This window comes from Cupriavidus sp. PB-02 (assembly GCF_058252315.1).
This window is the reverse complement of the sequence record NZ_CM177694.1, coordinates 920,799-934,543: the sequence shown is the minus strand read 5'-3', so window position 1 is coordinate 934,543 and position 13,745 is coordinate 920,799. Positions and strand designations below refer to the sequence as shown.

Sequence of the window (13,745 nt, the reverse complement as noted above, 5' to 3'; positions counted from 1 at the left end):
CAGGATCGACATGCAACGCCTGGTACTGGCCTCCAACAACCCCGGCAAGCTGCGCGAGTTCGGCACGCTGCTGGCGCCGCTCGGCTTTGACGTGGTGCCCCAGGGCGAACTGGGCATCCCCGAGGCCGAAGAACCCTTTGCCACCTTCGTCGAGAACGCACTCGCCAAGGCGCGCCATGCCAGCCGCCTGGCCGGCCTGCCCGCACTCGCGGACGATTCCGGCATTTGCGTGCAGGCGCTGGACGGCGCGCCCGGCGTCTATTCGGCGCGCTACGCGCAGATGGCGGGCAAGGCCAAGTCGGATGCGGCCAACAACGCGCACCTGGTGTCGCAGCTCGCCGGCAAGCTGAACCGCCACGCATACTACTACTGCGTGCTGGTATTCGTGCGCCACGCGGAAGACCCGTGCCCGGTCATTGCCGAAGGCCTTTGGCACGGCGAAGTCGTCGACGCACCGCGCGGCGCGGGTGGCTTTGGCTACGACTCGCATTTCCTGCTGCCGGGCGCGGGCAAGACTGCTGCCGAGTTGTCGCCCGAGGAGAAGAACGCGGTCAGTCACCGTGCGCAGGCGTTGCGCGCACTGGTTGCACGGCTGCAGGCCGAGGCCGCGGAGAGCCCAGGCCAATGATCCCGATCATACCGGCCGGCAGCGCGCCGACCGCTTCCGCCACGCCCGTCGACAGCAAGCAGCTCTGGCTCAAGCCCGGGCAGATCAGCCTGCCCGGCTCGCCGCCGCTGTCGCTGTACGTGCATATCCCGTGGTGCGTGCGCAAGTGCCCGTATTGCGATTTCAACTCGCATGCGGCGCCGGGTGCCGACAACCACGAGATCCCGGAGGACATCTACCTGGACGCGTTGCGCGCGGACCTGGAGCAGTCGCTACCGCTGGTGTGGGGCCGGCCGGTGCATACGGTCTTTATCGGCGGCGGCACGCCCAGCTTGCTGTCGGCCGCGGGCATGGACCGGTTGCTGTCGGATATCCGCGCGCTGCTGCCGCTTGATGCCGATGCCGAGATCACGATGGAGGCGAACCCCGGCACCTTCGAGGCCGACAAATTCGCCAGCTATCGCGCCAGCGGCATCAACCGGCTGTCGATCGGGATCCAGAGTTTCAAAGACCGCCACCTGCAGGCGCTCGGCCGCATCCACGGCGGCGCGGAAGCGCGCAAGGCGATCGAGATCGCGCAGGCGAGCTTTGACAACATCAACCTCGATTTGATGTATGCGCTGCCGGGACAGACGCTGGAGGAATGCAGGCAGGATCTGGAGACCGCTCTCTCGTATGGCACTACGCACCTGTCGCTGTACCACCTGACGCTGGAGCCGAACACGCTGTTCGCCAAGTTTCCGCCTGCATTGCCGGATGACGACAGCGCGTATGAGATGCAGGACCTGATCGAGGCGCGCACGGCGGAAGCTGGCTATCGGCACTACGAGACTTCGGCCTACGCCAGGGCGCATCGCGAGGCGCGCCACAATCTTAACTACTGGCGCTTTGGCGACTATTTAGGGATCGGCGCGGGTGCGCACGGCAAGTTGTCGTTCCCGCATCGTGTGTTGCGCCAGATGCGGCACAAGCATCCGGCTACCTACATGGCGCAGGCGCTGGCTGGCAATGCCGTGCAGGAAGCGCGGGATGTCGGGGCGGATGAGTTGCCGTTTGAGTTCATGCTCAATGCGCTGCGGCTGACTGATGGTGTGCCTGCGTCAAGCTTTCATGACTACACCGGGTTGCCGCTGCATACGATCAGCAAGCAGTTGGCTGAGGCGGAGACGAAGGGGTTGTTGGAAGCGGATCTGACTGTCATCCGGCCGACTGAGCTTGGAAGGCGGTTTTTGAATGACTTGCAGGAAATGTTTTTGAAGGATTGAAGGGGGCCGTCGAGCATCTACCAGACACATGCCAAAAAAAGGGCCACGCACCCGCAGCCCTTTAGATTCTGGCAAACGTCAGACCGACACGTCAGTACGGCGTCGCCATGTCGTTAGCCACCCGCGCCCGCATGCCGACCTGCAAATTACCCAGGTTCGACTGCGTCACCGTCGCCACGCGACCATCATCGAGCCGCACATTCACCCGATACGCAGTCTGCGTACTGCTGCCCGCGCGCTTCTCGATCTGGTTGCCAGCCACGGCGCCGACCACTGCACCGCCGATGGTAGCCGCAGTCTGCCCACGCCCGCCGCCGACCTGATGGCCCAGCAGGCCGCCGGCGGCACCGCCGATGACCGTGCCCAGAATGCCTGAGCTGCCCTGCGTGTTGGTGATCGGCTCGATCGATTCCACGCGGCCGTAATACACCGCACCGGCAGGTGCCTGCGAGGTGTTGGGCGTCTGGTAGCCCGGAGGCGGCGCGTTATAGCCGGTGTTGCTGTAGCCGCCGCTATACGGCGCAGCACAACCAGCCAGCACCGCGACGGCGGTAGCGGCCGGAACAATCAGCCATTTCTTGCTATGGATTCGCATTTTGAGTTCTCCTCTGTTGCCAGGCGAAAGCCGGGAATGCGGCACACGCCGCTGCACCCGGCACGCCAATATGAGCGATGCCGGCATGAGAAGGTTCCGCCATGTCAGACGGACGCCGACATCCGCGGCCGCAAGTGTGGCAGGAAGTTTACGCAGGCATCGATGCCGCACTGCAAGACCACCATCGTTGCACGCGGGCCTTGTATAATGCGCGACCTGACCGTCAGGTCGGCAGGCAACGATGCGCGAAACGGGCCACCCTTTCGCGCTACAATGCCCGCACTTTCCGGAAGCGTGGCCGAGTGGTTTAAGGCAGCAGTCTTGAAAACTGCCGATGGGGTGACCCATCCGTGAGTTCGAATCTCACCGCTTCCGCCAGACAGCAAACGGCCCGCACCAGTCAACCGGTGCGGGCCGTTTTCACTTGGGATCGTCGTACAGCCCTTGCGTCAGCAGGCGGTACGCCTCGGCCTCTGAAATCTTAAGCCGGTACTTACACGCCAGCACGCGCGCCAGCCCATGTGCCGAACCCGGCGGGCTGTGCCGCAGTTGCTCGCGGTAGGCTTCCACTTCATAGCGCAGGCGCCAGCGCCGGCTGGCCAGGTAGAACACGCCCATCAGCCCCCAGCTGCGCCAGAACTGGCGCACATGGACCTTCTCATGCTCGATCAGCGCCTCGCTGGCGCCGGGGCGCAGCAGGATCAGCGGGCCGGGCGTAAAGCCGTCAAACCCGCGCGGGATCAGCCAGCGGGTTTCGACGACCAGGCACAACGGCGAGCGGCAGTAGCGGAGCATGCGTAAAGCATAGCGCGATCGGCGCTGTCCTGCGCTGGCCTCAGGCGGCCGCGCGCAGCGGTGCCGGTGCAGCGGCGGAAGGCATCGCAGCGGCGGAAGGCATCATCGCGGCCTGCCCGCGCGAACGGCCGGAGCTGAGGTAGCCCGCGATCGATTCCTGCGTGACCTCGCCCAGGTAGTCGCCGTCCGCGCCCATCACCGGCAGCCAGCTGGTGTTGTGCTGGTACATGCGCGACAGCACGATGCGCAGGTGCTCGTCGAACGCCGCGGTGACGGCGAACGGGCGCATCACCTCGCTGCACTGGCCCTTGCCCGAACGCGCATCGCGGCGCGTCACGTAGCCGAGCGCGCGCTGCGCGTCGTCCACCACCGGCAGGTGGCGCACGTCGGCGTCGTCCATCACACCCAACGCTTCGGCCAGCGGCATGTCGGGGCGGCAGCTCGGCGGCATGGTGGCGGCGTCGCCGGCGCGCACCAGCAGCAGGCGCTTGAGCGTGTTGTCATGGCCGACGAAGGCCTGCACGAACTCATCGGCCGGATGCGCCAGCAGCGCGTCGGGGTGGTCGAACTGCACCAGCTTGCCGCGGCGGAACACCGCGACCTTGTCGGCCAGCTTGATGGCTTCGTCGATATCGTGCGAAACCATGATCACGGTCTTGCCGAGCTGGCGCTGCATCTGCAGGAATTCGTTCTGGATGCTCTCGCGGTTGATCGGGTCGACCGCGCCGAAAGGCTCGTCCATCAACAGCACCGGCGCATCGGCCGCCAGCGCGCGGATCACGCCGATGCGCTGCTGCTGCCCGCCCGACAGCTCGCGCGGATAGCGGCTGAGCATCAGGTTGGGATCGAGCTGCACCATCGCCATCAGTTCGCGCGCGCGCTCGCGGCATTGCTTCTTGTCCCAGCCGAGCAGGCGCGGCACCACCATGATGTTCTCTTCGATGGTCATGTTGGGGAACAGGCCAATCTGCTGGATCACATAGCCGATCTTGCGGCGCAGGGTCACGCCGTCGATGCCGCGCGTGTCCTCGCCCTCGATGCGCACCGTGCCCGAGGTCGGCTCGATCAGCCGGTTGATCATCTTCAGCGTGGTGGTCTTGCCGCAGCCCGACGGGCCCAGGAAGACGCAGATCTCGCCGCTCGGCACCTTCAGCGACACGGCATCCACCGCGCGCACTTCAGTGCCGTTCTTTTGCGGGAAGGACTTGGTGAGTTGTTCGAGTTCGATCATAGACGGATCCCCTTCGGCGTCAGCGCCCGCTGCAACCACTGCAGGAAGGCGTCCGCCACGATGGCGAGCAGGCTGACCAGGACCGCGCCCACGGCCAGCTTGCTCATGTTGCTCTGGCTGATCGCCTGCAGGATCAGCACCCCAAGGCCACCCGCGCCGATGATGGCGGCAATGGTGGCAACCCCGATATTCATCACCACGGCGGTACGCACGCCGCCGAGGATCACCGGCACCGCCAGCGGCAGGTCCACCAGCCGCATGCGCTGCCAGGTGGTCATGCCGATGCCGCGGCCCGCTTCCTGGATGCCGGGGTCGACATTGGCCAGGGCGGTGTAGGTATTGCGCATGATCGGCAGCAGCGAGTACAGGAACACCGCCGTCACCGCGGGCACGTAGCCGAGGGCGTGGCCGAAGCGCGCGAAGATCGGGATCATCAGCCCGAACAGCGCGATCGACGGCAGCGTCAGCACGATCGTCGCCAGCGCCAGCAGCGGCGTGGCGAGCGCGCGGAAGCGCGTGATCACGATGCCCAGCGGCACCCCGATCAGGATCGCCAGCCCCACTGCCGAGCCCACCAGCGCCAGGTGCTCGCCGGTCATTTTCAGCAGCGTGGGCCAGCTGTGTTGCAGGTACGAGATCAAGTCCATGCCGCCCTCCTCAGATCAGTCCGTGGCGGCGCAGGAAGTCCTCCGCGACCTTGTCCACCGGCTGTTGGCCGATGTCCACCTTGTAGTTCATGTCGGTCATGCTCTCGTTGTCGAGCTTGGCCGCCAGCGCATTGAGCAGACCCGCCAGTTCCGGATGCTTGTCGAGCACGGGCTTGCGCACCACCGGCACGGCGTTGTACGGCGGGAAGAAATGCAGGTCGTCTTCCAGCAGCACCAGGTCGAAGCCCTTGACGCGGCCATCGGTCGCATAGACCAGGCCCAGTTCCACCTGGTTGTTCTTCAGCGCCGTGTAGACCAGGCCCGGGTCGAGCTGGATCACGTCGCGGCGCGAGAACGGCAGCTTGTACAGCGCCTTGAGCGGCTCCAGCCCGTCCGGGCGCGCGGCGAATTCCATGTCGACCGCGAACGGATGGCTGGCGTCGGGGCCGGCCTTGCGCATCTGCTCGGCAAAGGCCGACAGCGTGGTCACGCCGCTGGCCGCCGCGCGTTCCTTCGGCATCGCCAGTGCGTAGGTGTTGTTGATGTTGGAAGCATCCAGCCACACCAGCCCGCGCGCGCCGTCCATCTGCTTGACGCGTTCGTAGCTTTCCTTGGCCCCCAGCTTTTCCTGGACCTTGTTGAACACGATCAGCGCGGTGCCGGTGTAGTCCCAGACCACGTCGAGCTGGTTGCTCTCCATGGCCTGGCGCATCAGCGTGCTGCCCAGGCCGGCGGTCAGTTCGGTGGTGAAGCCCTTGGCGCGCAGGTACTTCGACGTCATCGACGACAGCAGCAGCTGCTCGGTGAAGTTCTTGCCGCCCACGCGGATCGGCGTGGCTTCGGCATGCGCGTCAGGCGCAGTGGCCAGCGCCAGGCCCGCGGCAAAAGCCGTGACGGCAGCCACGACCATGGCGATGCGCCGGGCACGGCGGCGGATGAATTGCATGTGGTTTTTCATATCGGCCCCAGGATCAGCGCGCCAGCCCGCGGCGGCGCAGGTACATCTGCCCGGCGGCGGCGAAGAGCGCGTCCAGGGCCAGCGCCAGCAGCGCCGTGGCGGCCGCGCCCAGCAGCAGCAGCGACTGGTTGTTCAGGTAGATGCCCGGGAAGATCAGTTCGCCCAGGCTGTTGGCGCCGATCAGGAACGACAGCGGCACCGTGCCCACGTTGATGACCAGGCTGATGCGGATGCCGGCCAGCATCACCGGCAGCGCGTTGGGCAGTTCCACGCGCAGCAACCGCTGCACCGGAGTCATGCCGATGCCGCGCGCCGCTTCCAGCAGTGTGGGCGAAACCGTGCGCAGCCCTTCATAGGTGTTGCGCACGATCGGCAGCAGCGAGGCCAGCCACAGCGCCAGGATCGCAGGCCGCTCGCCGATGCCGAGCGCGGCCAGCGCCAGTGCCAGCACCGCCAGCGACGGCACGGTATTGCCGACGTTGAAGATCTGCATCAGCCGGTCGGCCCAGCGGCGCATGCACGGCCGGCTCAGCGCGATTCCGGCAGGAATGCCGGTGGCCAGCGCCAGCGCCATGGACATTGCCACCAGCCGGAGGTGGTCGGCCACGTCGTAGAGCAGGCGCTCCTGATACTGCCGGATCACATCGACGCCGATCCACGCCACCAATGCGGCCAGTGCGGCAAGCGTCAGTCCTGCCCAGGCAAAAGCCCGTGCCGATTGCTTTGACATACTCTCCCCTCTTCCGGGTCAGAAAAGCGCGCGAGACGCCACTTCCGAACAGCGGAAAACAATTTGGGCTGGTGGTTGCGGAGATGGAGGCGCCACCGGCCCGGTTCAGATTGCATTGCCGCCATGACCGGCAGGGTTGCCGGCGGACGGTCTGTGGGCTCCACCGCCGGTGACGGAGAGCCCGATTGACGGGATGCCGGTGCCAGGCACGGGCAGTCCCTGAAGCGGCGCAACCGGCAAGCAATCGGTAAGCGATTGGCGTAAGGCTCGGTTGGCCAGTGGCAGCGCAAGTATTGAAGGTTTTGGGCGCGCCGCCGAATCCATTGGCCGTTGACTGGCAAGGGCTGGCGGGGTTTTCCCTTACCTTGCTTCTTGCGTCAACGGATGACAAAGAGAGCGCTATTATAGCGATCTTCATCGATCTTGTCATCTTCCCGCTTTCTGGCGCCAATTTGGCGTCAACTTCGGGGCGTTACGCGCCCTCTCCGGCACGCACCGGCGCCCGTTCCGGCGCGCCGGGGATCGTTCTGAATTTGGCCGGCAAGTCCGAGCAAATCGATACACGGATAGAACAATCTGTTCCCGGCCGACCCTCTACTCTTTCCCAGCCAAACCACTAAATTGACGAGGTAGCTGAAACGACGGGAAGCACGGCGCAACCGGCCGGTGCAACCCGCCCACAGGAGAAAGACATGGACACCCGTACCACCCTTGCCACCGCTCCCGCCACCGCCGCGGAAACCGTGCAACGCTCGCGCGCCGTGGACCGCGTCGTGCGGGGCATCGCCACCTCGGACGGCGCCGGCGTCAAGCTGACACGCGTGCTGACGCAGAACCTGCAACGCCGGCTGGACCCGTTCCTGATGCTCGATGCCTTCGGCACCGACAGCAAGGACGACTACATCGGCGGCTTCCCCGATCACCCGCACCGCGGCTTCGAGACCATCACCTATATGCTGGCCGGCCGCATGCGCCATCGCGACAGCGCTGGCAACGAGGGCCTTCTGCAAAACGGCGGCGCGCAGTGGATGGTGGCGGGCTCAGGCGTGGTGCACTCGGAAATGCCCGAGCAGGAAGACGGCCGCATGGAAGGCTTCCAGCTGTGGCTGAACCTGCCGGCCGCGGACAAGATGACCGCGCCGTGGTACCGCGACCTGCCGTCCGCAGAGATTCCCACGGTGGCACTGGACAACGGCGGCACAGTGCGCGTGCTGGCGGGCGCCACGCACGGCGTGGCCGGCGCGATCACGCGGCCTGTGACCGAACCGGTCTACCTGGACGTCCACCTGCCAGCCGGGCAGACCTTCGCGCAGGCGCTGCCGGACGGGCACAACGCCTTTGCCTATGTGTACCGGGGCGAGGTGTCGATCGGTGACGGCGACGACCGCGCCGTGCTCGAGGCCCAGCGCATGGGGGTGCTGGACAATGCCGGCGTGGCCGACGGCGTCATCGTCCGGGCCGAGTCCGACGCGCGCTTCCTGCTGATCGCCGGCAAGCCGCTGAACGAGCCGATCGCGCAGTACGGCCCGTTCGTGATGAACACGCAGGAGCAGATCTACCAGACGCTGGCGGATTTCCGCGACGGGCGCTTCGCCACCATCCCGGCCGCGACCGGGGCCTGACGCCGTCCGTAGCGGCTAGCAGGCTGCAAGCCGCCGCCTCCGCAAGGGGGCGGCGGCTTTTTTCATGCTGTGGCCGGCATGCGACTTGCAACCTGTCTGCAACCGTTGCAGGGCATGGAAAGTCACCGCATTCGGCCCGTCCGGACCCCGCTCACTTATATAATTCACCACCAATATCTGGCATCACGAATTCATGATGAATGCTGCAATGCGTCGCGGCGATGCTGCGCCACGCACTGCCGCGCTTCTGACTCGCCTTGTTCGCATTCCCCACGTTGCTGCCACTACAACAACCCGAGCCGCCTCAGTGACATCTCAACTCCCTCCCAGGCTGGCGCTGGCCCATATCAGCAAGCGCTACCCGGGCGTCGTCGCCAATGACGACGTCAGCCTCAGCGTCGCCCCCGGTGAAATCCACGCCGTGCTGGGTGAAAACGGCGCCGGCAAATCCACCCTGATGAAGATTATCTTCGGCGCAGTCCGGCCCGACGCCGGCGAAATGCACTTCAACGGGGAGCCGGTCAGCATCAACAGCCCGCACGATGCGCGCAACCTGGGCATCGCGATGGTGTTCCAGCACTTCTCGCTGTTCGACACGCTGACGGTGGCCGAGAACATCGCGCTCGGCCTGCCCATCGGGCAACAAGGCGGCATGAAGGAACTGGCCGAGCGTATCCGCGCAACTGCCGAGCGCTACGGCCTGCCGCTGGAACCCAACCGCCATGTGCATACGCTGTCGGTCGGCGAGCGCCAGCGCGTGGAGATCGTGCGCGCACTGCTGGCCAACCCGCAACTGCTGATCCTGGACGAGCCCACGTCAGTGCTGACGCCGCAGGCCGTCGAAACGCTCTTTGTCACACTGCGCCAACTCGCGGCCGAAGGCACCAGCATCCTCTACATCAGCCACAAGCTCGACGAGATCCGCGCGCTGTGCCATCACGCCACCGTGATGCGCATGGGCAAGGTCACCGGCGTGTGCGATCCGCGCCAGGAAACCGCGGCTTCGCTGTCGCGGCTGATGATCGGCGGCGAGCCCCCGCGCGAGGCGCGCGTGGCCGCGGAGCGCGGCCCGGTGCGGCTGAGCGTGCAGGATCTGTCGCTGCCGCGCACGCATGCGTTTGCGACCGAGCTGAACCGGATCTCGCTGGATGTTCATGCGGGCGAGATCGTCGGCATCGCCGGTGTGTCCGGCAACGGCCAACAGGAACTGCTGGCGGCGCTGTCTGGCGAGGACACGCGCGCGGACAACGTATCCGTGCAACTCGGCGGCAAGCCGGTGGGCAGGCTCGACGCACGGCAGCGCCGCCGCGCCGGCCTGGCCTTCGTGCCGGAAGAGCGCCTGGGCCGCGGCGCGGTGCCGGGCATGAGCCTGTCGACCAATATCCTGCTGTCGCACCAGACGCCCCCCTATGTTCGGCAAGGCATGATCTCGCCGAAGGCCGCCACCGGGCTCGCCGCGACGGTGATCAACCGCTTCCGCGTCAAGGCCAGCGGACCCGAGGCGCTCGCACGCAGCCTCTCTGGCGGCAACCTGCAGAAATTCATCGTCGGCCGCGAGATCGAGAGCGGCCCGAAGGTACTGATCGTGGCGCAACCGACCTGGGGCGTGGACGTGGGCGCCGCGGCGCAGATCCACAACGAGATCCTGGCGCTGAAGGCCACCGGCTGCGCCATCCTGGTGGTGTCGGAAGAACTGGACGAGCTGTTCGCGATCTGCGACCGGCTGCACGTGATCGCCAAGGGCCGGCTGTCGCCGTCGGTGCCGACCGAGACCGCCACGCGCGAACAGGTTGGCCTGTGGATGAGCGGACTGTGGGATGGCGGACCCGCCCAGGCGCAAACGAGCGCGGAGGTCGCAAGCCATGGCTGAGATGCGACACCTGCTGCCCCGCTCCCCCATTACGCTGGCGCCGCGCGGCCTGCCGTCGCGCGGCATGGCCTATGCGTCGCCGGTGATCGCGCTGGCGCTGACGCTCTTGTTCGGCGCGCTGCTGTTCCTGGTGCTCGGCAAGGACCCTGTGGCCGCGCTCAAGGTCTTCCTGGCCGATCCGCTGCGCGACAAGCGCGCCATCGGTGAAGTACTGCTCAAGACCGTGCCGCTGGTGCTGTGCGCGCTCGGCCTGTCGGTCTGCTACCGGGCCAATGTGTGGAACATCGGCGCCGACGGGCAACTGATCGCCGGCGGTATCTTTGCCGGCGCCACGGTGTTGTATTTCGATGTGCCGGGCCAGACCATCAACGGCACCGTGGTGCTGGTGCTGGCCTCGCTCGCCGGCATCGTCGGCGGCATGCTGTGGGCCTCGATCACCGCGCTACTCAAAGACAGGTTCAACGCCAACGAGATCCTGGTCTCGCTGATGCTGACCTATATCGCGCAGCAGCTGCTGCTGTGGGTGGTCAACGGGCCGCTGAAGGATCCTAACGGCATGAACTTCCCGCAGTCCAAGGTGTTCTCGTCCGAGTACCTGCTGCCCAACCTGATGTCTGGCTCGCGCCTGCACGCCGGCTTTGTGGTGATGCTGGTGCTGGTGGCGGTGATGACGGTGTTCGTGTTCCGCAGCTTTGCCGGCTACCGGCTGCAGGTCGGCGGCACCGCGCCGGCGGCGGCGCGCTACGCCGGCTTCTCGGCGCGCGGCGCGCTGTGGAGCGCGCTGCTGATCTCGGGCGCGACCGCGGGCCTGGCAGGCGCGTTCGAAGTGGTCGGCCCGATCGGGCAGCTGCTGCCGTCGATCTCGCCGGGCTATGGCTTTACCGCGATCATCGTCGCCTTTATCGGCCGGCTGCATCCGGTCGGTACCGTCTTTGGCGGCATCATGATGTCGTTGTTCTATATCGGCGGCGAGATGGCGCAGTCGCGCCTGGGCCTGCCGTCGGCCCTTGGCTGGGTGTTCCAGGGCATGCTGCTGTTCTTCCTGCTGGCCTGCGACACGCTGATCGAAAACCGCCTGCGCTGGCGCGCCACGGCCGCCTGAGCGGAGCATACAAAGAACATGGAACAACTCGCTCCCCTCATCGCCACCGCCATCAACGCGGGTACGCCGCTGCTGCTGGCCGCGCTTGGCCTGCTGGTCAACGAACGCTCGGGCGTGCTCAACCTGGGCGCCGAAGGCATGATGCTGGTCGCGGCGGTGGCCGGCTTCATGGTCGGCTACCAGACCCAGTCGCCGATGCTCGGCTTTGCCGCCGGCGCGCTCGCCGGCATGCTGATGGCCACGCTGTTCTCGTGGCTGGCGCTGGTGCTGGCCACCAACCAGGTCGCAACCGGGCTGGCGTTGTCGATCTTCGGTACCGGGCTGTCGGCCTTCATGGGCCAGCGCTTCGTCGGCTACGCCATGCCGGCACAGGCCAAGGCCGTGCCCGGACTGGCCGACCTGCCCTTCGCCGGGCCGGCGTTCTTCCAGCACCACTGGATGGTCTACTTCAGCGTGCTGCTGTGCATTGCCATCATGTGGTTCCTGTTCCGCACGCGCGCGGGGCTGACGCTGCGCGCGATCGGTGAATCGCCGGAATCGGCGCACGCGCTGGGCTATCCGGTGCGCACCATCCGCTTCGGCGCGCTGCTGTTCGGCGGCGCCTGCTGCGGGCTGGCAGGCGCCTACCTGTCGCTGGTCTATACCCCGATGTGGGTCGAGAACCTGGTCGCCGGCCGCGGCTGGATCGCGCTGGCGCTGACCACCTTTGCCACCTGGCGCCCTGGCCGCGTGCTGGTGGGCGCGTGGCTGTTCGGCGGCGTCACCATCCTGCAGTTCTACCTGCAGGGGATCGGCGTGTCGGTGCCGTCGCAGTTCCTGTCGATGCTGCCGTACGCGGCCACCATCGTGGTGCTGGCGCTGATCTCGCGCAACCCGGCGTGGATCCGGCTGAACATGCCGGCCTCGCTGGGCAAGCCGTTCCGCCCCGGCAACGCCTGATTTTTCTGACGGAAATATCCCTGAGCCGCACCAACAATTCATCACAAGGAGAAATCATGATCGTCACGCGCAGGAAGACCCTGGCGGCGCTGGCCGCCACCGCAGTGCTGGCCCTGGCCGGTTGCGGCAAGAAAGAGGCCGACAAGCCTGCCGAGACGGCAGGCCCGGCCTCCCCGCCCGCTGCCGAGCAGAAGGCCGAGCCGCTCAAGGTCGCCTTCGTGTACATCGGGCCGGTGGGCGATGCCGGCTGGACCTTTGCGCATGACAATGGCCGCAAGGCCGTGGAAGCTAAGTTCGGCGACAAGGTCAAGACCACCTTCGTCGAGAACGTGCCCGAATCCGCCGCCGACGCCGAGCGCGTGTTCCGCGACCTGGCCAGCCAGGGCAACAAGCTGATCTTCGGCACCACCTTCGGCTACATGGAGTCGATGCTCAAGGTCGCCAAGGAATTCCCGGACGTCAGGTTCGAACACGCCACGGGCTTCAAGACCGCCGAGAACCTGGCCCAGTACGACGTGCGCACCTATGAAGGCGCGTACCTGGCGGGCGTGGTCGCCGGCAAGATGAGCAAGACCGGCAAGATGGGTGTGGTGGCCTCGGTGCCGATCCCCGAGGTGATCCGCAATATCGACTCGTTCACGCTGGGCGCGCGCAGCGTCAACCCCAACGCCACGGTCAAGGTGGTGTGGGTCAACAAGTGGTTCGATCCGGGCAAGGAGCGCGAAGCCGCTACCACGCTGATCGGCCAGGGCGTGGACATGCTGATGCAGAACACCGACTCCGCCGCCGTGGTGCAGACCGCGCAGGAGAAGGGCGTGTATGCCTTCGGCTGGGACAGCGACATGACCAAGTTCGGCGAGAAGGCCCACCTGGCCGCCTCTGTGATCTCGTGGGGCGTCTACTACAACAAGGTGGTCGAAGACGTGCTGAACAAGCAGTGGAAGAATGGCACCACCTGGTGGGGCCTGAAGGAAGGCATGATCGACCTGAAGGCGTTCAACACGATCGTGCCTGAGGACGTCAAGAAGCTGGTCGAGGAGCGCAAGAAGGGCATCGCCGATGGCAGCGCGCCGATCTGGAAGGGTCCGATCAAGGACAACACCGGCAAGGAGCAACTGGCCAAGGACCAGGTTGCCGACGACGGCTTCCTGCATGGCGTGAAGTTCTACGTCGAGGGCGTGGAAGGCAAGATCCCGGGCTGATTGCCGGTGCACCAAAGCCGCCCGAGCTAGCCTCAGCAAGGTGTTCTCCCTCTCCCCTCAGGGAGAGGACCCGCCAGCCCTGGAAACACCCAAGGCATCTCCATGCACCTCCGGAACTTGAAGCCGTCCACAATGGCCCAAGCTATCTGCGTATGCGCCAGTGTCAGGCGCCGCCATGTGAA

Annotated in this window: 14 protein-coding genes and 1 tRNA gene; 9 read left to right on the top strand and 6 right to left on the bottom strand. The window is 66.2% G+C overall.

What is annotated here, in order from left to right; translation table 11 throughout:
* Positions 1-10 precede the first annotated feature (10 nt).
* On the top strand, positions 11-628 hold the full coding sequence (gene rdgB / locus AC10V3_RS04440; RefSeq protein WP_022533970.1) for an RdgB/HAM1 family non-canonical purine NTP pyrophosphatase: 618 nt from the start codon (positions 11-13) through the stop codon (positions 626-628).
* On the top strand, positions 625-1,872 hold the full coding sequence (hemW, locus tag AC10V3_RS04435) for a radical SAM family heme chaperone HemW (RefSeq protein ID WP_022533969.1): 1,248 nt from the start codon (positions 625-627) through the stop codon (positions 1,870-1,872). Before rdgB ends, hemW begins: the two co-directional genes overlap by 4 nt.
* A 91-nt stretch (positions 1,873-1,963) precedes the next feature.
* Here the strand turns inward: hemW and AC10V3_RS04430 are convergent, their stop codons facing one another.
* Positions 1,964-2,467, bottom strand: a complete 504-nt coding sequence (locus AC10V3_RS04430; protein ID WP_022533968.1) for an outer membrane lipoprotein — start codon at positions 2,465-2,467, stop codon at positions 1,964-1,966.
* 288 nt (positions 2,468-2,755) lie between these two features.
* Between AC10V3_RS04430 and AC10V3_RS04425 the strand changes: the two genes are divergently transcribed.
* A tRNA-Ser gene (locus AC10V3_RS04425) sits at positions 2,756-2,845 on the top strand.
* Between the two features lie 42 nt (positions 2,846-2,887).
* On the opposite strand, the gene AC10V3_RS04420 is transcribed toward AC10V3_RS04425, so the two are convergent.
* Genes AC10V3_RS04420 through AC10V3_RS04400 form a run of 5 tightly spaced genes read right to left on the bottom strand, consistent with a single transcriptional unit; the run spans position 2,888 to position 6,828 of the window.
* Entirely contained in the window at positions 2,888-3,262 is a 375-nt protein-coding gene (locus AC10V3_RS04420; RefSeq protein ID WP_022533967.1) for a hypothetical protein, read from the bottom strand.
* Positions 3,263-3,302: 40 nt separating this feature from the next.
* Positions 3,303-4,493, bottom strand: coding sequence for an osmoprotectant ABC transporter ATP-binding protein OsmV (locus tag AC10V3_RS04415; RefSeq protein ID WP_022533966.1), 1,191 nt, complete (start codon positions 4,491-4,493; stop codon positions 3,303-3,305).
* Positions 4,490-5,140 carry an ABC transporter permease gene (locus AC10V3_RS04410; protein WP_022533965.1) on the bottom strand — a complete coding sequence of 217 codons (651 nt, stop codon included), beginning with the start codon at positions 5,138-5,140 and terminating at the stop codon, positions 4,490-4,492. Before AC10V3_RS04410 ends, AC10V3_RS04415 begins: the two co-directional genes overlap by 4 nt.
* 10 nt (positions 5,141-5,150) lie before the next feature.
* Entirely contained in the window at positions 5,151-6,086 is a 936-nt protein-coding gene (locus AC10V3_RS04405) for a glycine betaine ABC transporter substrate-binding protein (protein ID WP_051369682.1), read from the bottom strand.
* A 25-nt stretch (positions 6,087-6,111) separates the two neighbouring features.
* Positions 6,112-6,828, bottom strand: a complete 717-nt coding sequence (locus tag AC10V3_RS04400; protein ID WP_349609547.1) for an ABC transporter permease — start codon at positions 6,826-6,828, stop codon at positions 6,112-6,114.
* Positions 6,829-7,106: 278 nt separating this feature from the next.
* Here AC10V3_RS04400 and AC10V3_RS04395 point away from each other — a divergent pair, with 278 nt between their 5' ends.
* The 6 genes from AC10V3_RS04395 (at position 7,107) to AC10V3_RS04370 (ending at position 13,563) form a co-directional block, all read left to right on the top strand.
* A complete protein-coding gene (locus tag AC10V3_RS04395) occupies positions 7,107-7,448 on the top strand; it encodes a hypothetical protein (protein WP_349609549.1) in 342 nt (113 codons plus the stop codon).
* 72 nt (positions 7,449-7,520) lie between these two features.
* Positions 7,521-8,450 carry a pirin family protein gene (locus tag AC10V3_RS04390; protein WP_349609551.1) on the top strand — a complete coding sequence of 310 codons (930 nt, stop codon included), beginning with the start codon at positions 7,521-7,523 and terminating at the stop codon, positions 8,448-8,450.
* A gap of 307 nt (positions 8,451-8,757) precedes the next feature.
* A complete protein-coding gene (locus AC10V3_RS04385; protein WP_349609553.1) occupies positions 8,758-10,320 on the top strand; it encodes an ABC transporter ATP-binding protein in 1,563 nt (520 codons plus the stop codon).
* Positions 10,313-11,422, top strand: coding sequence for an ABC transporter permease (locus AC10V3_RS04380; protein WP_349609555.1), 1,110 nt, complete (start codon positions 10,313-10,315; stop codon positions 11,420-11,422). The genes AC10V3_RS04385 and AC10V3_RS04380 overlap by 8 nt, the downstream gene beginning before the upstream one ends.
* Before the next feature lie 18 nt (positions 11,423-11,440).
* Positions 11,441-12,361 carry an ABC transporter permease gene (locus AC10V3_RS04375; protein WP_022533959.1) on the top strand — a complete coding sequence of 307 codons (921 nt, stop codon included), beginning with the start codon at positions 11,441-11,443 and terminating at the stop codon, positions 12,359-12,361.
* 56 nt (positions 12,362-12,417) lie between these two features.
* Positions 12,418-13,563 carry a BMP family ABC transporter substrate-binding protein gene (locus tag AC10V3_RS04370; RefSeq protein ID WP_490923175.1) on the top strand — a complete coding sequence of 382 codons (1,146 nt, stop codon included), beginning with the start codon at positions 12,418-12,420 and terminating at the stop codon, positions 13,561-13,563.
* The last annotated feature ends 182 nt before the right edge of the window (positions 13,564-13,745 follow it).